Annotated in this window: 15 protein-coding genes; 11 read left to right on the top strand and 4 right to left on the bottom strand. The window is 73.7% G+C overall.

Annotated features, from left to right (window positions below):
* Nucleotides 1-20: 20 nt before the first annotated feature.
* From ACGFT2_RS04400 to ACGFT2_RS04355, 10 genes are all read left to right on the top strand, one after another.
* Entirely contained in the window at nucleotides 21-2,201 is a 2,181-nt protein-coding gene (locus ACGFT2_RS04400) for an RICIN domain-containing protein (RefSeq protein ID WP_393273356.1), read from the top strand.
* A gap of 87 nt (nucleotides 2,202-2,288) precedes the next feature.
* Nucleotides 2,289-3,149 carry a hypothetical protein gene (locus ACGFT2_RS04395; RefSeq protein ID WP_393273354.1) on the top strand — a complete coding sequence of 287 codons (861 nt, stop codon included), beginning with the start codon at nucleotides 2,289-2,291 and terminating at the stop codon, nucleotides 3,147-3,149.
* A 170-nt stretch (nucleotides 3,150-3,319) separates the two neighbouring features.
* On the top strand, nucleotides 3,320-3,859 hold the full coding sequence (locus ACGFT2_RS04390) for a 2Fe-2S iron-sulfur cluster-binding protein (protein ID WP_393273352.1): 540 nt from the start codon (nucleotides 3,320-3,322) through the stop codon (nucleotides 3,857-3,859).
* A complete protein-coding gene (locus ACGFT2_RS04385; RefSeq protein WP_393273350.1) occupies nucleotides 3,856-4,851 on the top strand; it encodes an FAD binding domain-containing protein in 996 nt (331 codons plus the stop codon). The genes ACGFT2_RS04390 and ACGFT2_RS04385 overlap by 4 nt, the downstream gene beginning before the upstream one ends.
* 29 nt (nucleotides 4,852-4,880) lie before the next feature.
* The gene (locus ACGFT2_RS04380) at nucleotides 4,881-6,977 is read left to right on the top strand and encodes a xanthine dehydrogenase family protein molybdopterin-binding subunit (protein WP_393273348.1); all 2,097 of its coding nucleotides are present in this window, start codon (nucleotides 4,881-4,883) and stop codon (nucleotides 6,975-6,977) included.
* Entirely contained in the window at nucleotides 6,974-9,349 is a 2,376-nt protein-coding gene (locus tag ACGFT2_RS04375; protein ID WP_393273346.1) for a glycoside hydrolase family 65 protein, read from the top strand. The genes ACGFT2_RS04380 and ACGFT2_RS04375 overlap by 4 nt, the downstream gene beginning before the upstream one ends.
* 94 nt (nucleotides 9,350-9,443) lie before the next feature.
* The gene (locus tag ACGFT2_RS04370) at nucleotides 9,444-10,256 is read left to right on the top strand and encodes a LytR/AlgR family response regulator transcription factor (RefSeq protein ID WP_393273345.1); all 813 of its coding nucleotides are present in this window, start codon (nucleotides 9,444-9,446) and stop codon (nucleotides 10,254-10,256) included.
* 195 nt (nucleotides 10,257-10,451) lie between these two features.
* Nucleotides 10,452-10,838 (top strand): hypothetical protein, encoded by a 387-nt coding sequence (locus tag ACGFT2_RS04365; protein WP_393273343.1) that lies wholly within the window; start codon nucleotides 10,452-10,454, stop codon nucleotides 10,836-10,838.
* A 31-nt stretch (nucleotides 10,839-10,869) separates the two neighbouring features.
* Complete coding sequence (locus ACGFT2_RS04360; RefSeq protein ID WP_393273341.1) at nucleotides 10,870-12,615, top strand: cation acetate symporter; 1,746 nt, start codon at nucleotides 10,870-10,872, stop codon at nucleotides 12,613-12,615.
* A 105-nt stretch (nucleotides 12,616-12,720) separates the two neighbouring features.
* The gene (locus ACGFT2_RS04355) at nucleotides 12,721-13,971 is read left to right on the top strand and encodes a sensor histidine kinase (protein ID WP_393273339.1); all 1,251 of its coding nucleotides are present in this window, start codon (nucleotides 12,721-12,723) and stop codon (nucleotides 13,969-13,971) included.
* A 31-nt stretch (nucleotides 13,972-14,002) separates the two neighbouring features.
* Here ACGFT2_RS04355 and ACGFT2_RS04350 read toward each other — a convergent pair whose 3' ends face one another.
* A complete protein-coding gene (locus ACGFT2_RS04350; RefSeq protein ID WP_393273337.1) occupies nucleotides 14,003-14,764 on the bottom strand; it encodes an SDR family oxidoreductase in 762 nt (253 codons plus the stop codon).
* A gap of 376 nt (nucleotides 14,765-15,140) precedes the next feature.
* Between ACGFT2_RS04350 and ACGFT2_RS04345 the strand changes: the two genes are divergently transcribed.
* Nucleotides 15,141-15,869: a GAF and ANTAR domain-containing protein gene (locus tag ACGFT2_RS04345; RefSeq protein WP_393273335.1), complete on the top strand. Its 729-nt coding sequence runs from the start codon at nucleotides 15,141-15,143 to the stop codon at nucleotides 15,867-15,869.
* A gap of 70 nt (nucleotides 15,870-15,939) precedes the next feature.
* Here ACGFT2_RS04345 and fdh read toward each other — a convergent pair whose 3' ends face one another.
* The 3 genes from fdh to ACGFT2_RS04330 form a co-directional block, all read right to left on the bottom strand.
* The gene (gene fdh, locus ACGFT2_RS04340) at nucleotides 15,940-19,200 is read right to left on the bottom strand and encodes a formate dehydrogenase (RefSeq protein WP_393273333.1); all 3,261 of its coding nucleotides are present in this window, start codon (nucleotides 19,198-19,200) and stop codon (nucleotides 15,940-15,942) included.
* A gap of 501 nt (nucleotides 19,201-19,701) precedes the next feature.
* On the bottom strand, nucleotides 19,702-20,760 hold the full coding sequence (gene nrfD, locus ACGFT2_RS04335; RefSeq protein WP_393273331.1) for an NrfD/PsrC family molybdoenzyme membrane anchor subunit: 1,059 nt from the start codon (nucleotides 20,758-20,760) through the stop codon (nucleotides 19,702-19,704).
* A complete protein-coding gene (locus tag ACGFT2_RS04330; RefSeq protein WP_393273329.1) occupies nucleotides 20,757-21,842 on the bottom strand; it encodes a 4Fe-4S dicluster domain-containing protein in 1,086 nt (361 codons plus the stop codon). The genes nrfD and ACGFT2_RS04330 overlap by 4 nt, the downstream gene beginning before the upstream one ends.
* Nucleotides 21,843-21,921: the final 79 nt, after the last annotated feature.

Genomic DNA, 21,921 nt, shown 5'->3' with positions numbered 1-21,921 from the left:
TACGTCCACCAGGAGAATCCGTGCCTCGCCTCACCCGCCGCCGCGGCTCGGCCGCGGCCGCGCTGATCGCCGTGGCGGCCGCGTCCCTGCTCACCGCCGCCCCCACCCCCGCCCAGGCCGCGGCCCTGCCCACCGGCTTCGCCACCGTCGTCAACGCCGCGAGCGGCAAGTGCCTGGACGCCAAGGCCGCCGCCACCGTCGACGGCACCGCCGTGCAGCAGTACGCCTGCAACAACACCACCGCCCAGCAGTGGAGTTTCACCGACGCCGGCAACGGCTACGTCCGCATCAACAACCGCAACGACACCGACCAGGTCGCCGACGTCGCCGACGTGTCCACGGCCGACAACGCCGTGGTCCACCTGTGGACCTACGGCGGCGGCGCCAACCAGCAGTGGCTGCCCGTGGACGACGGCGGCGGCGCCTTCCACTTCGTGAACCGGAACAGCGGCAAGTGCCTGGACGATCCCGCCGCCTCGACCGCCGACGGCGTGCAGCTCGTGCAGTACACCTGTAACGGCACCGCCGCCCAGCGCTTCCAGGTGGTCCCCGTGAACCAGTCGGTCGACCCCGATCTCGGGCCCAACGTCGCCGTCTTCGACCCGTCGATGCCCGCCGCCACGATCCAGAGCCGACTGGACTCGATCTTCCACCGGCAGGAGACCAACCAGTTCGGCTCCCAGCGCTACGCCGTCATGTTCAAGCCCGGCACCTACAGTGCGGACGTCAACGTCGGCTTCTACACCCAGGTGCTCGGCCTCGGTCTGACCCCGGACGCCGTCTCCGTCAACGGGGCCGTGCACGCCGAGGCCGACTGGTTCCAGGGCAACGCCACGCAGAACTTCTGGCGCGGCGCGGAGAACCTCTCCGTCACCCCCACCGGCGGCGGCGACCGCTGGGCGGTCTCGCAGGCGGCGGCGTACCGCCGGATGCACCTGCGCGGCAACCTCGCCCTCGACGACGGCGGCTGGTCCTCCGGCGGCTACCTCGCCGACAGCAAGATCGACGGGCGGGTCGACTCCGGCAGCCAGCAGCAGTGGCTGACCCGCAACTCCCAGCTCGGCGGCTGGACCGGATCCAACTGGAACATGGTCTTCGTCGGCAGCCAGGGCGTCCCGGCCACCGGCTTCCCCAAACCGCCGTACACGACCGTCGCGCAGAGCCCGGTCACCCGGGAGAAACCGTTCCTGTACGTCGACGGCTCCGGGAAGTACCAGGTGTTCGTGCCATCGGTGCGCACCGACTCCACGGCGACCAGCTGGGCCGGCGGCAACCCGGCGGGCGGCTCGCTGTCCCTGGACACCTTCTACGTCGTCAAGCCCGGCGCCACCGCCGCCCAGATCGACTCGGCGCTCGCCGCGGGCAAGAACCTCCTCGTCACCCCGGGCGTCTACCACCTCGACCGGACACTGAGGGTGACCCGCCCCGACACGGTCGTCCTCGGCCTCGGGCTCGCCACCTTCGTCCCGGACAACGGCATCACCGCGATGACCGTCGCCGACGTCGACGGAGTCAAGGTCGCGGGCCTGCTCTTCGACGCCGGCACCACCAGCTCGAAGACCCTCGTCGAGGTCGGGCCGGCCGGCTCCACCGCCTCCCACGCGGCCGACCCGACCTCCCTGCACGACGTGTACTTCCGCGTCGGCGGCGCGGGCGTCGGCAAGGCGGCCACCAGCCTCGTCGTCAACAGCGACAACGTCGTCGGCGACCACATGTGGATCTGGCGCGCCGACCACGGCAGCGGCGTCGGCTGGACCAGCAACACCGCCGACACCGGACTCGTCGTCAACGGCGACGACGTGACGATGTACGGGCTGTTCGTCGAGCACTTCCAGAAGTACCAGACGATCTGGAACGGCAACGGCGGCCGCACCTACTTCTTCCAGAACGAGATGCCCTACGACCCGCCGAACCAGTCGGCCTGGATGAACGGCTCCACCCAGGGTTACGCGGCCTACAAGGTCGCCGACTCCGTCACCAGCCACCAGGCGTACGGACTCGGCAGCTACTGCTACTTCAACGTCGACCCGGCCGTCACCGCGGCCCACGCCATCGAGGCACCGAACAGCCCGAACGTCCGCTTCACCAGCATGGTGACCGTCTCCCTCGGCGGCACCGGCACCATCAGCCACGTCGTCAACAACACGGGAGGACCCTCCAACTCCGGCACGAACGTGGCGAACCTGGTCCGCTACCCGTGACCCCGCGGGCGTGAGCGGCACCGGAGCGGGAAACCGGCATCGGGTCAAGTTCTCGCAGAGCAACCCGACTTGCAAGGAGACCGCACCGTGTCGAAAGCCCGCACCGGAAGCGCCCTCGCCGTCCTCGTCCTCGCCGCCGGGCTGACCGGCTGCGGCAGCGAGGACGGCACCGGGAAGGGCGGGGACGCACAGGCCCGGCCGAGTGCGACCCCGCCCGCCCGCGCCGTCCAGGACGCCTACGACAGGACGGTGGCCGCGGGCACCGCGAAGATGGCCGTCACCACCAAGGCCGTCGCCGACGGCCAGACCCTCACCGCCCACGGCAGCGGTGTGGCCGACCTGAAGAACGGCACCAGCCGGGTGACGCTGACCTCGCAGGGCGCCACCGTCGAGCAGCGCGTCGTCGACGGCGTGGTGTACCAGAAGCCGTCCGGAGGGCAGGGCGGCACCGTCCCCGGCGGCAAGACCTGGATGAAGATCGACCTCGCCCGGCTCACGAAGAAGGGATCGGCCGGACGGTCCCAGGTCACCGACCCCGCCGAGCCGGTGCGCTACCTCAAGGGCGTCGGCTCCGCGCACGTCACCCGGCTCGGCACCCAGACCCTCGACGGCACCCCCACCACCCGCTACCGCGTGTCCGTCCCCGTCTCCGCGCTCACCTCCGGCGACGCCGGACAGGAACGGGAGCTGCGGCGGCAGCTGGGCGGCTCCTCGCTGCCCGTGGAGCTGTGGCTGGACGAGCAGGGCCGGCTGCGCCAGGAGAGCGTCCGGCTCACCCTGCACCCGCTGAAGGGCACGACACCCGGCCAGGCGAACGCCGCGGTGACGAGCACGACCGTGCTGCGCCTGTCGGACTACGGCACCGGCGCAACGGTCACGGCCCCGCCCGCCGGGGACACCGCGGACGTCACCGACAAGATGACCCGGACCCGCGCGGGGGACAGCTGACACGACGGAGCAGGGGGGCAGCTGACACGGGGAGCAGACGCGGGAGGCGGCCGACCCGCGGGGAGCAGGCGGCACGGCCGCCACGCGGGTCAGCCGTTACGTGTGAGCCGCGCAGGCCTGGATACGCGTCCTGCACGGCAGCACCGCCCGTACGGAAGGTCGACCGTGCCATGACCAGCGCATACCAGCCAGGCCACCACTCGGAGGTCACCCTCCGGGTGAACGGCAAACCCCACACCCTGCTCGTCGACCACCGGCGCGTCCTGCTGGACCTGCTGCGCGAGGACCTGGACCTCACCGGTTCCAAGAAGGGCTGCGACCACGGTCAGTGCGGTGCCTGCACCGTCCTGGTCGACGGGCGCCGCATGAACAGCTGCCTGCTCCTCGCCGTCACCCTGAACGGCAGCGAGGTCACCACCGTCGAGGGCCTCGGCGGCGACGGCGAGGAGCCCCACCCGCTGCAGCGGGCCTTCCTGGACCGCGACGCGTTCCAGTGCGGCTACTGCACGCCCGGGCAGCTCTGCTCCGCCGTGGGCATGATCGCCGAGGCCGAGGCGGGCCACCCCTCCCACGTCACCGACCCCGCGGCCCCCTCCGGCCGCCCCGTGGCACTGGACCGGCCCGAGATCCGCGAGCGCATGAGCGGCAACCTGTGCCGCTGCGGCGCCTATCCGCGCATCGTCGAGGCGGTGGAGGACGTGATCCGGTGAACGGCTTCGGATACCTCAGGCCAGGCAGCGTCCAGGAGGCCGTCGAGGCCTTCTCCGCCCATCCGGGCGCGTACTACCTGGCCGGCGGCACCAACCTGGTCGACCTGCTCAAACTCGGCGTGGAACGCCCCACGACCCTCATCGACGTCGGCCGGCTGCCGCTGGACACCGTCGAGGAGCTGCCCGACGGCTCCGTGCGGGTCGGCGCCACCGTCCGCAACAGCGACCTGGCCGCCGACCCACGCGTGCGCGACCGCTACCCGGCGTTGTCCCAGGCCCTCCTCTCCGGCGCCTCCGGGCAGCTGCGCAACGCCGCCACCACCGGCGGCAACCTGCTCCAGCGCACCCGCTGCCCCTACTTCCAGGACCTGGACAAACCCTGCAACAAGCGGGCCCCGGGCAGCGGCTGCGGCGCCCGGGACGGCGTCCACCGCGACCACGCGGTCCTCGGCCACTCCGAGCACTGCATCGCCACCAACCCCTCCGACATGGCCGTGGCCCTCGCCGCCCTCGACGCCCAGGTCGAGCTGTACGGCACCGAGGGCACCCGGCGCCTGCCGGTCGCCGACTTCTACCGGCTGCCGGGCGAGCATCCCGAGCGTGACACCTGGATCCGCCCCGGCGAGCTGATCACCGGCGTGCTGCTCCCGGCCGCCACCGCCGGCGTTCCGTCCGCCTACCGCAAGGCCCGCGACCGGGCGTCGTACGCCTTCGCCCTCGCCTCCGTGGCCGTCATGCTGCGCGTCGCGAACGGAGTCGTCGACCAGGTCGGCGTCGCCTTCGGCGGGCTCGCCCACCGGCCCTGGCGGGCCCGGCACACCGAGCTGGCCCTGCTGGGCGCCCCCGCCACGCCCGCGGCCTTCGAAGGCGCCGTGGCGCTCGAACTCGCGCACGCCGAACCACTGCGGGACAACGAGTACAAGATCCCCCTCGCCCGCAACCTCGCCCTGGACGTCCTGGGCCGGCTCGCCCCGGCGCCCGCGGGGGTCTGAGCCGACCGGCAAGGCATTGGAGGTCTCCCATGACCGGCACCGCCCTGGGCGCACCCGCCGAGCGCCGGGAAGGACGGCAGAAGGTCGCCGGCGCCGCCCGCTACGCCGCCGAGTACGCCCTGCCCGGCCGCGCCCACGCCTGGCCCGTGCCCGCCGCGATCGCCCGCGGCCGGGTCACCGGCGTCGACACCTCCGCCGCCCTCGCCCTGCCCGGCGTCCTCGCCGTCCTCACCCCCGGAGACGCGCCCCGCCTCGCCGAACCCGAGGACCCCGCCCTCGCCGTCCTGCAGAGCCCGCACGTGCCGCATCGCGGCTGGTGCGTGGCCCTCGCCGTCGCCGACACCCCGGAGGCGGCCCGCGCCGCCGCCCGCGCCGTCCGCGTCACCTACGCCGGCCGGCCCCACGACGCCGGCCTCACCGAAGACCACCGGGACGCCTACGAGCCGGACGACGTCGCCGGCCGGGCCGCCCGCGTCGAGTACGGCGACCCGGAAGCCGCCTTCGCCACCGCCGACGTCCGCGTCGACACCGTCTACCGGGTGCCGCCGCTGCACAACCACCCCATGGAGCCGCACGCGAGCACCGCCCACTGGGACGGGGACCGGCTCACCGTGTACACCTCCAGCCAGGGCGGCACGACCGTCCGGTCCGTACTCGCCCAGTTGTTCGACCTGCCCGAGGAGCGGATCACCGTCGTCGCCGAGCACGTCGGCGGCGGCTTCGGCTCCAAGGGCACCCCGCGCCCGGACGTCGTCCTCGCCGCAATGGCCGCACGGCACACCGGCCGCCCCGTCACCCTGGCCTACCCCCGCCGGCAGCTGCCCACCGTCGTCGGCCACCGCGCCCCCACGGTGCAGCGGATGCGGCTCGGCGCGAGCGCGGACGGCCGGCTCACCGCCCTGCTGCACGAGGTGACCACGTACACCTGCCACGTGAAGGGGTACGTGGAGCACGCGGCCTTCGTCTCCCGCGTCATGTACGCCACCCCCGCCCTGCGCAGCAGCCACCGGGTGGTCCCGCTGGACGTGCCCAGCCCGTCCTGGATGCGGGCCCCCGGCGAGGCGCCCGGCATGTACGCCCTGGAGTCCGCCGTGGACGAACTCGCCGACGCGCTCCGCATGGACCCGGTGGACCTGCGCATCCGCAACGAACCGGACCGCGAGCCCGAAAGCGGCAAGCCGTTCAGCAGCCGGCACGTCGTGGAGTGCCTGCGCGAGGGCGCCCGCCGCTTCGGCTGGGCCGGGCGCGACCCGCGACCCCGCTCCCGCCCCGAGGGCCCGCTGCTGATCGGCACCGGCGTGGCCGCCGCCACCTACCCCGTGCGGGTCGCCCCCTCCACGGCCACTGCCCAGGCCCTGCCCGACGGCGGCTTCGTCGTCCGGGTCAACGCCGCCGACATCGGCACCGGGGCCCGTACCGTGCTCGCCCAGGTGGCCGCCGACGCCCTCGGCGTGCCCCTGGACCGGGTCCGCACCGAGGTCGGCCACAGCGACCTGCCCCCCGCCCCGCTGGCCGGCGACTCCTGCGGCACCGCATCCTGGGGCTGGGCCGTGCACGACGCGTGCGCCGAACTGGCGGCCCGGCTGGCCGGGCACACCGGGCCGCTGCCCACCGAAGGGATCGAGGTCCGCGCCGACACCACCGGCAAGGCCGACGCCGACAGCCCCTACGCACGCCACGCGTTCGGCGCCCACTTCGCCGAGGTCGCCGTCGACACCGTCACCGGCGAGACCCGGGTGCGCCGGCTGCTCGGCGTCTTCGCCGCCGGACACATCCTCAACGCCCGCACCGCACGCTCCCAGTTCGTCGGCGCCATGGCCATGGGGCTCGGCATGGCCCTCACCGAACACAGCACGCTGGACCGCGCGTTCGGCGACTTCACCGAGGCCGACCTGGCCGCCTACCACGTACCCGCCCACGCCGACGTCCCCGACATCGAGGCCGGCTGGATCGACGAGGACGACCCCCACCTCAACCCCATGGGCAGCAAGGGCATCGGCGAGATCGGCATCGTCGGCACCGCGGCCGCCATCGGCAACGCCGTCCACCACGCCACCGGACTCCGGCTGCGCGAACTTCCCCTCACCCCCGACCGGGTCCTCACCGCCCTGCTGACCGGGGGATGACGGTGCCCGGGCCGACCTGGGAGTACGACGGCTACCAGCCCGCGCAGGAGCGGCTGCGGGAGTCCCTGTGCACCCTCGGCAACGGCTACTTCGCCACCCGCGGCGCACTGCCCGAGTGCACCGCTGACGACGTGCACTACCCCGGCACCTACGCGGCCGGCTGCTACAACCGGCTCACCTCCGAGGTCGCCGGACGCCGGGTCGACAACGAGGACATGGTCAACCTGCCCAACTGGCTGCCGCTGCGCTTCCGGCCCGCCGGCGCGGACTGGCTCACCCCGGACACCGCCCCCGTCACGGAGCACCACCAGATGCTCCACCTCGACCCCGGCCTGCTGGAACGCCGTACCCGTTACACCCTCGCCGCCGGTGGCACCCTCCTCGTACGGCAAGTGCGCCTGGTCCACCTGGCCGACCCCCATCTCGCCGCCCTGCGCACCGAGTTCACCGCCGAGGGCCACACCGTCGACCTGGAGGTCGAGGCCGCGCTCGACGGCCGCGTCAGCAACTCCGGTGTGGCCCGCTACCGGGAGCTGGACGGCCGGCACCTCACCCACGTCCGCACCGGCACCACCGCACCCGGCACGGTGTGGCTGCGCTGCCGCACCCGTACCTCCGACATCGGCCTGGGACTGGCCGGCCGGCTCACCGCCGAGGTGCCCGTCCGGCACGCCACCGAAGCCCGGCGTGCCGTACAGCACATACGGCTGCGCCTGCCGCCCGGCCGTACCGCCACCGTCGACAAGACCGTCGCCCTGCACACCTCCCACGACCCCGCGATCAGCGACCCGCTGTGCGCGGCCGTCGACCGGGTCCGCGCCGCGCCCGGCTTCGGCGAACTGCTGCAGACCCACGCCTCGGCCTGGGAGCAGCTGTGGCGGCGCACCGCGCTCGAGGTCCCCGGGGAACCGGGCAGCATCCTGCGGCTGCACCTGTTCCACCTGCTGCAGACCCTCTCCCCGCACACCGCCGACCTCGACGTCGGCGTCCCCGCGCGCGGACTGCACGGCGAGGCCTACCGCGGGCACGTCTTCTGGGACGAACTCTTCGTCCTGCCCTACCTCAACCTCCACCTGCCCGAGGTCTCCCGCGCCCTGCTCCGCTACCGCCACCGCCGCCTGGACGCCGCCTGCCAGGCGGCCGGCGAACTGGGCCGGCGCGGCGCGCTGTACCCCTGGCAGAGCGGCAGCGACGGCCGCGAGGAGACCCAGCAGCTCCACCTCAACCCTCGCTCCGGCCGCTGGCTGCCCGACCACTCCCGGCTCCAGCACCACGTCGGCTCGGCGGTGGCCTACAACGTCTGGCAGTACTGGGAGGCGACCGGCGACCTCGAATTCCTGCAGGGCGAGGGCGCCGAGATGCTGCTGCGGATCGCCCGGTTCTGGGCGGACTCGGCCGGCTACGACGACCACCTCGGCCGCTACCGCATCCGCGGCGTGGTCGGCCCCGACGAATACCACGACGCCTACCCCGACGCGACCCGGCCCGGCCTGGACGACAACGCCTACACCAACGTCACCGCCGCCTGGGTCCTCGTCCGCACCCTGGAGCTGCTGCGCGCGCTGCCCGGCCCGCGCCGGCGCGAACTCGTCGAGGGCGCCGGACTCGAGCCGGACGAACCCGACCGCTGGGAAGAGGTCTCGCGCTCCCTCCACGTCCCCTTCCACGACGGTGTGATCAGCCAGTTCGAGGGCTACGGCGATCTCGCCGAACTGGACTGGGACGGCTACCGCAAGCGGTACGACGACATCCGCCGCCTGGACCGGATCCTGGAGGCCGAAGGGGACACCGTCAACCGCTACAAGGCGTCCAAGCAGGCCGACGTCCTCATGCTCGGCTACCTGTTCGCACCGCTCGAACTGCGCGCCCTCTTCGGCCGCCTGGGCTACCGGCTCGACGAGCGGACCTGGACCGCGACCGTGGACCACTATCTGCACCGCACCAGCCACGGCTCCACCCTCAGCGGCCTGGTGCACGGCTGGATCCTGGCGCGGGCCCGCCGCGCGGACGCCTGGGCCTTCGTCCAGGAGGCCCTGCGCGGCGACATCGCCGACCTCCAGGGCGGCACCACCGGTGAGGGCATCCACCTCGGCGCGATGGCCGGCACCCTCGACCTCGTCCAGCGCGGCCTGACCGGCCTGGAGACCCGGGGCGGCGCCCTGTGCCTCGACCCGGTCCCGCTGCCCGAACTCTCCTCCTACGGCTTCCCGCTGCGCTACCACGGCCACTGGGGCGTCCACCTGCGCCTGCGCAGCGGCCTGCTGGAGATCGCCGTACCGGTCTCCGGCCGCTCACCCATCGACCTCCGCCTGCGGGACCGGGCGATCCCGGTACGTCCGGGGGAGACGGCACGGCTGGTGCTGCCCGAGTGAGGTCCGTTCCGCCGTCCGCGATCTCGACGGCGGCGGCCCGGGGGACCACGATGGGGCAGGGAAACGGATCCAGGACGACGAGGAGCCGCCGGACATGAGCGTGAGCGACGCCCCGTTGCGCGTCCTGGCGGTGGACGACGAGGAACCCGCGCTCGCGGAGCTGCTCTACCTCCTCGGCGAAGACCCCCGGGTCGGCCAGGTGGTGCCCGCGCCGGCGGCGACCGAGGCGCTGCGCCGGCTGAGCCGGTCCGTCGAGGCGGGTCCTGACGGCCCGCAGGGCTTCGACGTCGTCTTCCTCGACATCGACATGCCCGGCCTCAACGGCCTCGAACTGGCCAGGCTGCTCGGCGGGTTCGTCACGCCGCCACTGATCGTCTTCGTCACCGCCCACGAGGACTTCGCGGTCCGCGCCTTCGACCTCAAGGCCGTCGACTACCTGCTCAAACCGCTGCGCGAAGAACGGTTCGCCGAGGCCGTACGCCGTGTCACCGAGCTGGTCCGGGCCGGACAGGGGCCGCGTGCGGCCGCCCCGCCCGCGACCACGCCCGGCCCGGTGTCCGCCCTGGACGACCAGGTCCCGGTGGAACTGGGCGGGGTGACCCGCTTCGTGCCCGTCGCCGACATCACCTATGTGGAGGCCCACGGCGACTACGCGCGGCTGCACACCGGCGACGGCAGCCACCTGGTCCGCATCCCCCTGTCCGCCCTGGAGGAGCAGTGGCGGCCCCGCGGCTTCGTACGGATCCACCGCAGCCGTCTGGTCGCCCTCGGCCGGATCGAGGAACTCCGGCTCGACGGGGGCAACCTGACGGTCCGCATCGGCGACCGCCTGCTCGCCGTGAGCCGCCGCAACGCCCGGGAACTGCGGGACCTGCTGGCGGGACACGCGGCGGCCCGGGCGCGGTGAACCGGGGGCCCGAGACGGGGTCCGGGCGGGACGCCGGGTCGGGGGCGCCGGTGACGGCGGGACCGGGCGCGGCTGCGGGGCCGGGTCCCGGCGTGACGGAGCTGTGGTGAATCTCGTCCGGCGGCTGTCTCCCCACCGGCCCGCTGCGTACACTCGCCGCACACAGGTGATCACCGCGGCGTCGGGGAGTGCGTCATGGGTGCCAGGTCCGTCCCTCGCAGAGAGGTGGTCACCGGACGGCCGCAGGCCTCCGGCGGCACGGCCGTGCCCCGCTCGGCGCCTCCGCCGCAGACGCCCTCCACGGCCCGACAGGACGGTGACGTACGCGAGGTGATGCGCCTTCAGTTGCGTGCCGCTCTCGTCGCCACGGCCCTCCTCGCGGCCCTCCTCGGACTGCTCCCCGTCCTCCTGCGGGTCCTGCCGTTCCCCGACGTGGCGGCCTCCCGCGTCCCGCCGGCCGTCTGGCTGCTCCTGGGCGTGGCACCGTACCCGGCTCTGCTGGCCATCGGCGCCTGGTACGTCCGCCGTGCCGAACGCAACGAGACCGGCACGTCCGCTCCCGCCCCCGGGGAACGCCCCTGACCATGCGCCGAGCACCCGCCGGGACCGCCCGGTGAACCAGACGTACGGCATCGTGGGCGTGACGGCCGTGGTCCTCGCCACGGTCCTCGTCGGCGCGCTCGGCCTGCGCGTCTCCCGGACCACCTCCGACTTCTACGTGGCCTCCCGCACCGTCGCCCCACGGCTGAACGCCTTCGCCGTCAGCGGCGAGTACCTGTCCGCCGCGTCCTTCCTCGGCGTCGCCGGACTGGTCCTCGCCGAGGGCGCCGACATGCTGTGGTTCCCCATCGGCTACACCGCCGGATTCCTGGTCCTGCTGGCCTTCGTCGCCGCCCCGCTGCGCCGCTCCGGCGCCTACACGCTGCCCGACTTCGCCGAGGCCCGGCTCGAGTCTCGCGCGGTACGCGGGATCGCCGGCGTGCTCGTCGTCGGCATCGGCTGGCTCTACCTGCTGCCCCAGCTGCGCGGCGCCGGCCTGACCCTCAGGCTGCTCACCGGCGCCCCGGGCCGGCTCGGCGGCCTGCTCGTCGCCCTCGTCGTGACCGCGGCCGTCGCCGCCGGCGGAATGCGCAGCGTCACCTTCGTCCAGGCGTTCCAGTACTGGCTGAAACTCACCGCCCTGCTGGTGCCCGTGGCGTTCCTGCTGCTCGCCTGGCGCGCCGACCACACCCCGGCGCCCGCCTGGGACGAGCGGCCCGTCTTCCACCGCGCCACGGCGGTGCGCCTCGATGCGGCGCTCACGCTCACCGTGCGCGAGCCGGTCCGGGTGACCGTGTCCGGAACCGTCGACGACCGTCCCGTACACGGTGGTTCACTCCGGCTTGCGGAGGGCCGGCACCGGATCGGCGCGGACACCACGCTGCGCTTCCCGGCCGGCGCCGTCGTCCCGATGCCGGACCGGACCGCCCACCGCGCCGCTCCCGCCAGCTGGGCCGAACCCCTGTTGTCGAGCCGCGGTCAGCACAGCCTGTACGCCACCTACGGGCTGATCCTCGCCACCTTCCTCGGCACCATGGGCCTGCCGCACGTCGTCGTGCGCTTCTACACCAGCCCCGACGGCCGCGCCGCGCGCCGTACCACCGTGATCGTGCTAGGCCTGCTCGGCGCCTTCTACCTGCTGATGCCCCTGTACGGCATGCTGGGCCGGCTCTACGCGCCCGACCTGCTGCTCACCGGCGACACCGACGCGGCGGTCCTCGTCCTGCCGCAGCGGCTGGTCGGCGGCATCGGCGGCGACCTGCTCGGCGCGCTCGTGGCAGGCGGTGCCTGCGCGGCGTTCCTGTCCACGGCCTGCGGGCTCACCATGTCGGTGGCGGGCGTGCTCGCCCAGGACGTGCTGCCCACGCTCGGCATCCGCCGCATCCGCCACTTCCGGCTGGCCACGCTGCCGGCGATCGCGGTGCCCGCAGCGGCGGGCACCGTGGTCGGCGACCTGCCGGTGGCCGACGCGGTCGGGCTCGCCTTCGCCGTGTCCGCCTCGTCGTTCTGCCCGCTGCTCGTGCTCGGCATCTGGTGGCGCGGCCTGACCCCGCCGGGCGCCGTCGCCGGGCTGCTGCTCGGCGGCGGCTCGGCGCTCACCGCGGTGACGGTGACCATCGCGGGCGGTGCGCGTTCGGGCTGGCTGCACACACTGCTCGCCTGGCCCGCCGTCTGGTCCGTGCCGGTGGGCTTCGCGGCCATGGTGCTGACGTCCCTGGCCACCCGCCACCGCGTTCCCGCGGGCACGGCGGCGACGATGGCCCGGCTGCACCTGCCCGAACCGTCACCGCCCCGCCCCGGACCCGCCACCACGACCTGACCGAGGAGCCACCGTGCACCCGCGCCCCCCGCACACGGAAGCCGCCCCCGGCCTCCCGGACCCCCGCCGCGACCCCCGGCCCCGCCGCCGCAGGGCGTGTCGCCCGTGACCGTGCTCGTCGTCGCCGTGCTGGTCCTGGCCGGGCTCGCCGTGTTCGTGCTGGGGGCGGCGCTCGGGCACGGCGCGGCCCGTCGCCAGCAGGAGCACTCGGCCGGCGGCGCGGCGGGCGCGGCCTTCCACGCCCTGCACACCGCCTCGCGGGCCGCGGCACCCCTGCGCGCCGGACTGAACCCCGACACCGCCCGCAAGGCGCTCCGCCGCCTGCGGCCCCTGCTCGACGTGCCCGCACTGGCCGTCTGCGCCACCGCCCCCACACCCGCCACCGCCTCCGCCGGGACCGCGCCCCCACCCGTCTCCGCCGGGACCGCAGCCGAGGGCGTTCTCGCCTGGGACGGCGTCGCCGAACACCACCGCGGCCGGCTCGCCGAACAGTTCACCCCCGCCCCGCGCACCCGGACGCTTCCGCTGCCGTGCGACGACGAGGACTGCCCCGTGCGCTGGGCGGTGCTGGTTCCCCTCACGGCCGACGGCAGGACCGTGGGCGCGCTCGCCGTACTCGCCGGCACGGAGTCCACCGCCCTGGTCCGGGCCGCGGAGGAAGCGGCCCGCAGGCTCTCCGTGGAGCTCGACCTCGCCGATCTGGACCGGGCCCGCGCCGGCGCGCACGAGGCCGAGGTCCGGGCCCTGCGCGCCCAGATCTCCCCGCACTTCATCTACAACTCCCTCGCCGGCATCGCCTCCTTCGTCCGTACCGACCCGGAGCGCGCCCGCGAACTGCTCCTGGAGTTCGCCGACTTCACCCGATACTCCTTCCGCCGCGACGGCGACTTCACCACCCTCGCCGAGGAGTTGCGCTCCATCGAGCAGTACCTGGAACTCGCCCGCGCCCGCTTCGGCCCCCGGCTGAAGGTCACCCTGTGCATCGCCCCCGAGGTACTGCCCGTGACGCTCCCGTTCCTCTGTCTGCAGCCCCTCGTCGAGAACGCCCTCAAGCACGGCCTGGACGAGTCCGGCGAACGCGGCGGCGTCACGATCGCCGCCGAGGACGAGGGCACCGAGGCCCGGGTCGTCATCGAGGACAACGGCATCGGCATGGAACCGGAACGCCTGCGCGCCATCCTGCGCGGCACGGCCGGTCCCGCCACCGGCATCGGCCTGAGCAACGTCGACCGGAGACTGCGCCAGGTCTACGGCGACGACTACGGGCTGGTCGTCGAGACGGGCGTCGGAGCCGGTACGAAGGTCACGGTCCGCGTCCCGAAGTTCCGGCCGGGCGTCCAGGCGCCGCCGCCCTGACCCCGGCCGCGTCGCACCCACGGCGCGGACGTCAGCGGGCGATGAGCTGCTGGCCCCCGTCGATGTCGTACGTCGCGCCGGTCAGGACCTCGTTGCACATGAGGTGGACGGCCAGAGCGGCGACGTCCTCCGGGCCCACGACCCGCCGGACGGGCAGCGTCGCGCGCAGCTCCTCCCGCCTCGCCTCGAGCCCGTCGCCCAGAAGCGCGGCGGACAGGGGTGTGTCGACGAAGCCGGAGGCGATGAGGTTGACCCGCACCGGCGCCAGCTCGAGCGCCAGGTTCGCGACGAGGGCCGGCTGGGCCGCGGTGAGGGCGGACACCACCGCCATGCCGACGCCGGGCCGCCGGCCGCCGGTGCCGCTCATGAACAGCAGGGTGCCGCCGGCCCGGACCTTGGCACGGCTGTACAGGGCCACCGCGAGCGTCATCGTCAGACGATCGCCGAACTCGCGCCGTGCGTCGGCGAGGTCCATGCCGTCCAGGGGCATGTAGAAGGGGGCACCGGCAGTCACCATCACGTGGTCGACCGGCCCCGGAAGATCGTCGAAGAACTGCTGCACACTGTCGGTGTCGGTGGCGTCGAACGCCGCCGTGCCGACCGGGTCCAGCTCGTGAGCGGCTTGCCGCAGCCGCTCGGGGTTGCGGCCGGTGAGCACCAGCCTGGCGCCGTCCGCGCGCACCTGGCGGGCGGTTTCGAGGCCGATCCCGGCGCTCGCGCCGATCACCACGACGGTCTGGTCCGTGAGGCGGGACCCGCCGGCCGTACCGGCGAGGCCGGGCACCGCGCTCATGACGACGCTCCGCCGGGGGCAGTCACCTCGCGGCCGCATGTCCTCGCACTGCTCGTCATCGATACCTCCGGGATGCCGCACGCCCCTGGCCCCAGTGTCCTGGCCCCGGCCGTTGATCGCCTCACGGGACCGGTCCGGCAGGCGCGCTTCCCGCTCGTACCCCCTCAGCGGGAAGTGGTCCGCCGTGACGACCGCCGGGCGCGTGAGGCACACCCGGCGGGGAACCCGGGTGGGAAGGCCGTGCTGCTCCGGGGACCGCGCCCGGTGCCGGTGTGAAGCGACGGCCGCACCGAGGTGTCGTTCGGACCGGATCTCCGTTTCCTCGGTGGCAGACACGACGCCGGCCGAGTGGCCACGGGCCTTGCGAGGGATTTCGATGAATGCCGACGACGTCTACGACGACAACCGCATCACCCAGTGGCTGCTCGACACCGATTCGCTGGAGGATTTCCTCCAGACCCTGGCCGACGCCGCCCTGAAGCTGTCCCACGCCGTGGGGGTCGGGGTGACGCTGGAGCGGGACGGCCGGCCCCTCACGGTGGTCAACGCGGGGGTCGCGGCCCCCGAGCTGGACGAGAAGCAGTACGGGCTGGACGACGGCCCCTGTCTGCAGTCGCTGCGCACCGGTGAGGAGGTCGTCGTCGGCGACATGATCGGCGAGAGCCGCTGGGGCGAATACCCCGGCTACGCCGCCGCCTGCGGCGTCCGGTCCTCCCTGTCGCTGCCGATCGCCGGGCACACGCACACCGCCGGTGCGCTCAACCTCTACGCCGGGCCGCCCGGCGCGTTCGAGTCGGAGGCCGACCGCTCCGCCGTGCGCCCCCTCGCCGCCCAGGCCACCGGCGGTATAGCGCTGGCCCAGCGGATCGCCGACGTGCGCGAGTTCGCCGACCAGATGCAGACCGCGATGAGGTCCCGCAGCGTCATCGACCAGGCCATCGGTGTGGTCATGGGCCAGAACCGGTGCACCGCCGAGGCGGCCTTCAACATCCTCCGGTCCGCCTCCCAGCACCGCAACGTCAAACTCCGCGACCTGTGCGCCGAGCTGATCACCGGCCTCACCGGCGAGCCGCCCACCGAACCCGAACTGCGTCACCGCCCCTGACACCGGACCGGGCTCTCGTGGGCGGTGCCGAACCTTGCGTTCACGGGGCCGGTGACGTCGGATCGGGTGCTCAGGGGTCGGTGCCGGTGTGCTCGTCGACGCCCGCCCGTGCGCGGTAGGCCCGCACCAGTTCCAGGGCGGCCGGCCCACGAGGGCGGCGCCCCGGGCGGATGTCGACGGCGAACGCCTTGGTCTCCTGGATATGGGTGTTCGGGTCGAGGGACAGGTGGATCAGCTCGTTGGCCGCGTCTCCGGTGGAGTAGCCGTTCGGGCCCCAGTGGTACGGCAGGCCCACCTGGTGCAGGCGGCGGCCCTGCACGGTGAGCGGGGTCATGCGGTCGGTGACCAGCACACGGGCCTCGATCACGCCGCGGGCGCTGACGATCGTCGCCCATCCGACGTGCTCCAGGCCCCGTTCGGCGGCCAGCTCCGGGGACACCTCACAGAAGAACTCCGGTTGCAGTTCCGCGAGATAGGGCTGCCAGCGGGACATGCCGCCCGCAGTGTGGTGCTCGGTGAGCCGGTACGTGGTGGCGACGTACGGGTACACCCCCGAGCCCGGCTCCCGGCCGCTCGGCTGGTAGCGGTTGTCGGGCAACGACGGCATCAACTGCCGGACCGGATTGCGCTGTTGCCGGTACAGCGGGTTCACGAACGGCGAGTCCTGCGGCTCGTAGTGCGTGGGCAGCGGACCGTCGGTGAGACCGGACGGCACGTACAGCCAGGCCTTGCCGTCCGCCTGCATGATGAAGGGGTCGGTGCCCGACAGGGCCTCCGGTCCGGTGGCGTCCGGCGGCGGCTCGTGATCGGGCGACTTGTCGGCCTTGAAGTCCGGGACGTCGTGCCCGGTCCACGAGCCCTGGTCCGCGTCCCACCACACCAGCGCCTTGCGCTCGCTCCACGGCCTGCCGTCCGGATCGGCGGAGGCACGGTTGTACAGGATGCGGCGGTTGGCGGGCCACGCCCAGCCCCACTCGGCCGCCACCCAGTCCTGCTCGCCGCCCGGCTTGCGGCGTGCCGCCTGGTTGACCCCGTCGGCGTACACCCCGCAGTAGATCCAGCAGCCGCACGTGGTGGAGCCGTCGCCCTTCAGCTGCTCGTACGAGGCCAGCGGGTAACCGTCGGCGTCGTGGCCGTTGATCTCGGCGAGCACGGCCTTCGCGTCGGGCTCGGCGTACTCGCCCCTGGTGGGGTAGTCCCAGGCCAGGTCGAGTACGGGCCGGTTCATCGGATCGCTGGACCCGGCCAGCTTCTCGCGGATGAGCCGGCCGAGGTGGTAGGTGAACCACAGGTCGCTGCGGGCCTCGCCGGCCGGCTCGACGGCCTGGTGGTGCCACTGCAGCAGCCGCTGGGTGTTGGTGAACGTGCCGTCCTTCTCGGTGTGCGCGGCGGCCGGCAGGAAGAACACCTCGGTGCCGATGTCCTCGGTGCGCAGCTCGCCGGTCTCGATCTCGGGTCCGTCCTGCCACCAGGTGGCCGACTCGACGAGGGAGAAGTCCCGTACGACGAGCCAGTCGAGGTTGGCCATGCCCATGCGCTGCAGTTTGGCGTTGGCGGAGCCGACCGCGGGGTTCTCGCCCATCAGGAAGTAGCCCTTGCAGATTCCGTCCAGCTGGGCCATGACCGTCTCGTAGGTGGAGTGGGAGCCCGTCAGCCTCGGCAGGTAGTCGAAGCAGAAGTCGTTGTCCTCGGTGGCGGCCTCTCCCCAGTACGCCTTGAGCAGACTGACGAGGTAGGAGCGCATGTTGCCCCAGTAGCCCTTGTGCGCCGCCTCGGCCCGCACGTAGCCGTCCAGGTCCTGCTGCTGGTGGGCGTGCGGCATCGGGATGTAGCCGGGCAGCAGGTTGAACAGGGTGGGGATGTCCGTCGAGCCCTGGATGGAGGCGTGTCCGCGCAGGGCGAGGATGCCGCCGCCGGGGCGGCCGATGTTGCCGAGGAGGCTCTGCAGGACAGAGGCCGCGCGGATGTACTGCACGCCCACCGTGTGCTGCGTCCAGCCCACCGCATAGGCGAACGCCGTGGTCCGCTCGCGCCCCGAGTTCTCCGTGACCAGCTCGCACACCTGGCGGAAGAGGTCCTGCGGCACGCCGCAGACGTCCTCCACCATCCGAGGCGTGTACCGGGCGTAGTGCCGCTTCAGCACCTGGAGGACGCAGCGCGGGTGGGTCAGCGTCTCGTCCCGCTCCGGCTCACCTTCCGGGATGTCGGGGCCGCCCGCGCCGTGGGACTCGCCGCGTGCCGCTTCCGTCACCGTGCTGCCGCTGCCGGTGCGCTCGTCGTACTCGAGGTCCCGCTCGCCCGAGGCCGCCTGCATCTCGGTGCCCTCGTACTGCCAGCTGGCGTTGTCGTAGCTGCGGGTGTCGGTGTCGAGGCCGGAGAAGACGCCGTCGAGGTCCTCGGTGTCCCGGAAGTCCTCCCGCAGGATCACCGGCGCGTTGGTGTACGCCACCACGTAGTCCCGGAAGTACTTCTCCCGCTCCAGGACGTAGTTGACGATCCCGCCGAGGAACGCGATGTCCGAGCCCGCGCGCAGCGGCACGTGCAGGTCGGCGAGCGCGCTGGTGCGGGTGAACCGCGGATCGACGTGGATCACCTTCGCGCCGCGGGCCTTGGCCTCCATCACCCACTGGAACCCGACCGGATGGCACTCGGCCATGTTCGAGCCCTGGATGACGATGCAGTCGGCGTTCTGCAGGTCCTGCTGGAAGGTGGTCGCGCCGCCGCGTCCGAACGAGGTTCCCAGACCGGGAACGGTGGAGGAGTGTCAAACACGCGCCTGGTTCTCGATCTGGATGGCGCCCAGCGCGGTGAACAGCTTCTTGATCAGGTAGTTCTCTTCGTTGTCCAGCGTGGCTCCGCCCAGGCTGGCGATACCGAGCGTGCGCCGCGTGCGGGTCCGGTCGACCTCCCACTGCCAGCCGGCCCGGCGGGCGTCGATGACCCGGTCGGCGATCATGTCCATCGCCGTGTCCAGATCCAGACGCTCCCACCGTGTGCCGTGCGGACGGCGGTACAGGACATGGTGCTCGCGGGCCCCACCGGTCGTCAGCTGCAGGCTGGCGGCGCCCTTGGGGCACAGCCGGCCCCGGGAGACGGGGGAGTCGGGGTCGCCCTCGATCTGCGTGACGCGTCCGTCCTCGACGTACACGTTCTGGCCGCAGCCCACCGCGCAGTACGGACAGACCGACTTCACCACCCGGTCGGCGGAGGCGACCCGGGGCGTGAGCCGCGCGCTGGTACCGCTCTTGGCGGCGGCGCCGCGGCCCAGGGGGTCCGTCCCAGTGAGCTGGCGGTAGACCGGCCAGGAGTCGATCCAGGTGCGTACGCCCATCACGTCGGCCTTCCCGTGCTGCCAGGTGCTGCTGCGAGTGCCCGGTCCTCCTCCGCCCGGTCGGATGGGCGGGGCGCGGTTCCGGGGGCGCGGCGCCGCTCACCCGGTCGCCGTACCCGGCGGCCCGGGATTCACGCCTCTCCTCCTGCCATCCGATTTTCCCGCACTCGCCGGGACACGGCATCCCGGGTCCCACGCGCCCCGGCGGCACTCCGCCCCCCGGCGGGGCCCCCGCGAGGGGACCCCGACGGCCCCGGCCGTCCCAGGCTCCTCGGCGGTGTCGGCCGGCTCGGTGGCCTCGGCGGTCCCTGCGGCCCTGCGGCCCTGCGGCCCTGCGGTTCCTGCGGCCCTGCGACTCTGCGGTCCCTGCGACTCTGCGACTCTGCGGGCCTGCGGGCCTGCGGCCCTGCGGCCCTGCGGTCTCTGCGGTTCCTGCGCCCCTGCCCTGGCCGCCCGAGCGTCGTGAGGGGCGGCCGTCGGGGGCGGCCGTCGGGGGTCGCGTCAGGGCTGCGGTCCGCTTCCGTCGGGCTCTCCGGTGCTTCCCTCGGCCGCCCGGGCACGGAGCCGTTCGCGCTGCGGTACGACCGTGTACTTCGGATCCTCGGCCGAGGCCACGCCGCCCTGGAAGATCCCGAACCGCAGAGCCGCCGAACCGGCCAGCAGAGCCGCGCCCGCCACGGCGGCGCCCGGCCGGCTCCGTCCGCCCGCGTACGCCGCCAGCGCGGCACCCCCGGCGGTGAGCGCTTCTGCGGCGCACAACAGCGCGTGCGGCCCGCCCTCCTCGAAGGGCTCGGCCGTCCGCCCCATGCGCCGCTTCATCAGCCGGAAGAAGCCCAGCTCGACGGCGGCGCCGAGGACGGCCATGCGGCGCGCGGGGCCGGTCTGCCCGGTCGGCACGCAGGCGAGGGCGAGCCCGGCGGCCGCGGTGGCGCCGGACCCGGCGAACACGAACGGCAGCTCGCGGTGGCCCTCGTGCCACGAGGGCACCGCGGTGTCGGAGATCAGCACGGCGGTGTAGGTGGCGACGGCCGGTCCGAGCGCCGCGGCGGACGCCGTGGCGACGGCACCCACCCGGCGGTGGCGGCCGGTGACGTCGGCGGCAGCGGCGGCCACCGTCAGCGGGGCGTAGCCCGCCAGCAGCCACGAGCCCAGGTTCATGGGGGAGGTGGGCTTGAAGACGCGGAGCATGTTGACGAAGCGGGCGGGACGGCCCAGGTCGTGCACCAGCGCGACCAGCGAGAGGGAGATCGCGCCCGCCGCGCCGAGCTTCGCCGTCCGGGCCAGTGCCGGCCGGGCGGTGGCGTGCGCCCCGGCGGCCAGCGGCGACGAGGCGCCGGCGAGGCCACCGAGGTAGAGGTAACCCGCGATGTCCAGGGGCTTCCACGTCGGCTTGTTGAGGATCGGCTTGCCGTAGTACGAGGAGAACTCGGCGTCGGGCACCATGGCCCGCTCACCGCGCCCCCGGCGCCGCCGCCTGCGTCCGGCGTGCTCGCCGGCGACGGCGTCACGGCCGGGACGCGTGTCCGCCACCCCGTCACGAGTGACACGGGATCCGGTCATCGCGGCCTCCCGGCGAAACTGACCACGGCCAGCGCGGCGAGCGAGGCCGCGGCCGCGGCCGCGTGCCGCCACATGGCGGGCAGGTCACGCGTGGTGACGACCGGGTCGGGCGGCAGCCCGTAGACCTCAGGCTCGTCCAGCAGCAGGAAGAACGCGCCGTCACCGCCGACCCCGTCGCCCGGGTCCTCGCCGTACAGGCGCGCGTCCGTGACACCGGCGGCGTGCAACCGGGCGACCCGGGCGGCCGCCCGCTCCCGCAGTTCGTCCAGCGCGCCGAACTGGATGGAGTCGGTCGGGCAGGACTTCGCGCAGGCCGGTTCCATGCCGACGCCGAGCCGGTCGTAGCACAGGGTGCACTTCCAGGCCCGCCCGTCGTCGCGACGCTGGTCGATGACGCCGTAGGGGCAGGCGGGCACGCAGTAGCCGCAGCCGTTGCAGATGTCCTCCTGTACGACGACCGTGCCGAACTCGGTGCGGAACAGCGAGCCGGTCGGACACACGTCGAGGCAGGCGGCGTGCGTGCAGTGCTTGCAGACGTCGGAGGACATCAGCCACCGCAGCTCGGTGCGTCCGTCGGCGGAGACGGGGGAGATCTCCGCGCTGCCCGCCGGGCCCGACGAGGTCGCCGAGCCCGGGGGCGAGGCTCCCGGCCCCGGCCCCGGCCCTGGACCGGGGCCGGATGGCGCGGCGAGGCCGCGCGCGGCGGCGAATACGTCGACACCGGCACCGGCACCGAGATCGACGTCCTCGTGGTGGACGCCTGGTTCCTGACCGCCCAGCGGCTTGCGCTGCTCGATGAAGGCCACGTGCCGCCAGGTGCTGGCGCCGAGGCCCTGGGTGTTGTCGTAGGACATGCCGGTCAGTTCGAGACCGTCCTCCGGGATCGCGTTCCACTCCTTGCACGCCACCTCGCAGGCCTTGCAGCCGATGCACACCGAGGTGTCCGTGAAGAAGCCCATGCGCGGCGGGGCGTCGGCGTACCCGGCGGCTTGCGCCACGTCGGGCTGCGGGCCGGAGAGCTGGTTGCCCCGCACGGCGTCCGGACCCCGTTTCGCCGCTCGGGCGGCGGTGCCATCGGTCATGTCCCGGCCTCCTCGCTCACCTGCGCGGCCCGCACGCCCTTCCAGCAGACGCCGCCGCCCGGCCACCCGCAACCCCAGG

It is taken from the genome of Streptomyces sp. NPDC048514 (assembly GCF_043199955.1).
Lineage (GTDB): Bacteria > Actinomycetota > Actinomycetes > Streptomycetales > Streptomycetaceae > Streptomyces.
The sequence above is the reverse complement of the archived record's forward strand: the minus strand, read 5'-3'. Positions and strand labels throughout refer to the sequence as shown.

Excerpts from the sequence above, each read along its gene's own strand:
- ACGFT2_RS04390 (WP_393273352.1), top strand. The coding sequence starts at position 3,320 with ATGACCAGCGCATACCAGCCAGGCCACCACTCGGAGGTCACCCTCCGG.
- ACGFT2_RS04380 (WP_393273348.1), top strand. The coding sequence starts at position 4,881 with ATGACCGGCACCGCCCTGGGCGCACCCGCCGAGCGCCGGGAAGGACGG.
- ACGFT2_RS04375 (WP_393273346.1), top strand. The coding sequence starts at position 6,974 with ATGACGGTGCCCGGGCCGACCTGGGAGTACGACGGCTACCAGCCCGCG.
- ACGFT2_RS04370 (WP_393273345.1), top strand. The coding sequence starts at position 9,444 with ATGAGCGTGAGCGACGCCCCGTTGCGCGTCCTGGCGGTGGACGACGAG.
- ACGFT2_RS04365 (WP_393273343.1), top strand. The coding sequence starts at position 10,452 with ATGGGTGCCAGGTCCGTCCCTCGCAGAGAGGTGGTCACCGGACGGCCG.
- ACGFT2_RS04350 (WP_393273337.1), bottom strand. The coding sequence starts at position 14,764 with ATGAGCGCGGTGCCCGGCCTCGCCGGTACGGCCGGCGGGTCCCGCCTC.
- ACGFT2_RS04345 (WP_393273335.1), top strand. The coding sequence starts at position 15,141 with ATGAATGCCGACGACGTCTACGACGACAACCGCATCACCCAGTGGCTG.
- nrfD (WP_393273331.1), bottom strand. The coding sequence starts at position 20,760 with ATGACCGGATCCCGTGTCACTCGTGACGGGGTGGCGGACACGCGTCCC.
- ACGFT2_RS04330 (WP_393273329.1), bottom strand. The coding sequence starts at position 21,842 with ATGACCGATGGCACCGCCGCCCGAGCGGCGAAACGGGGTCCGGACGCC.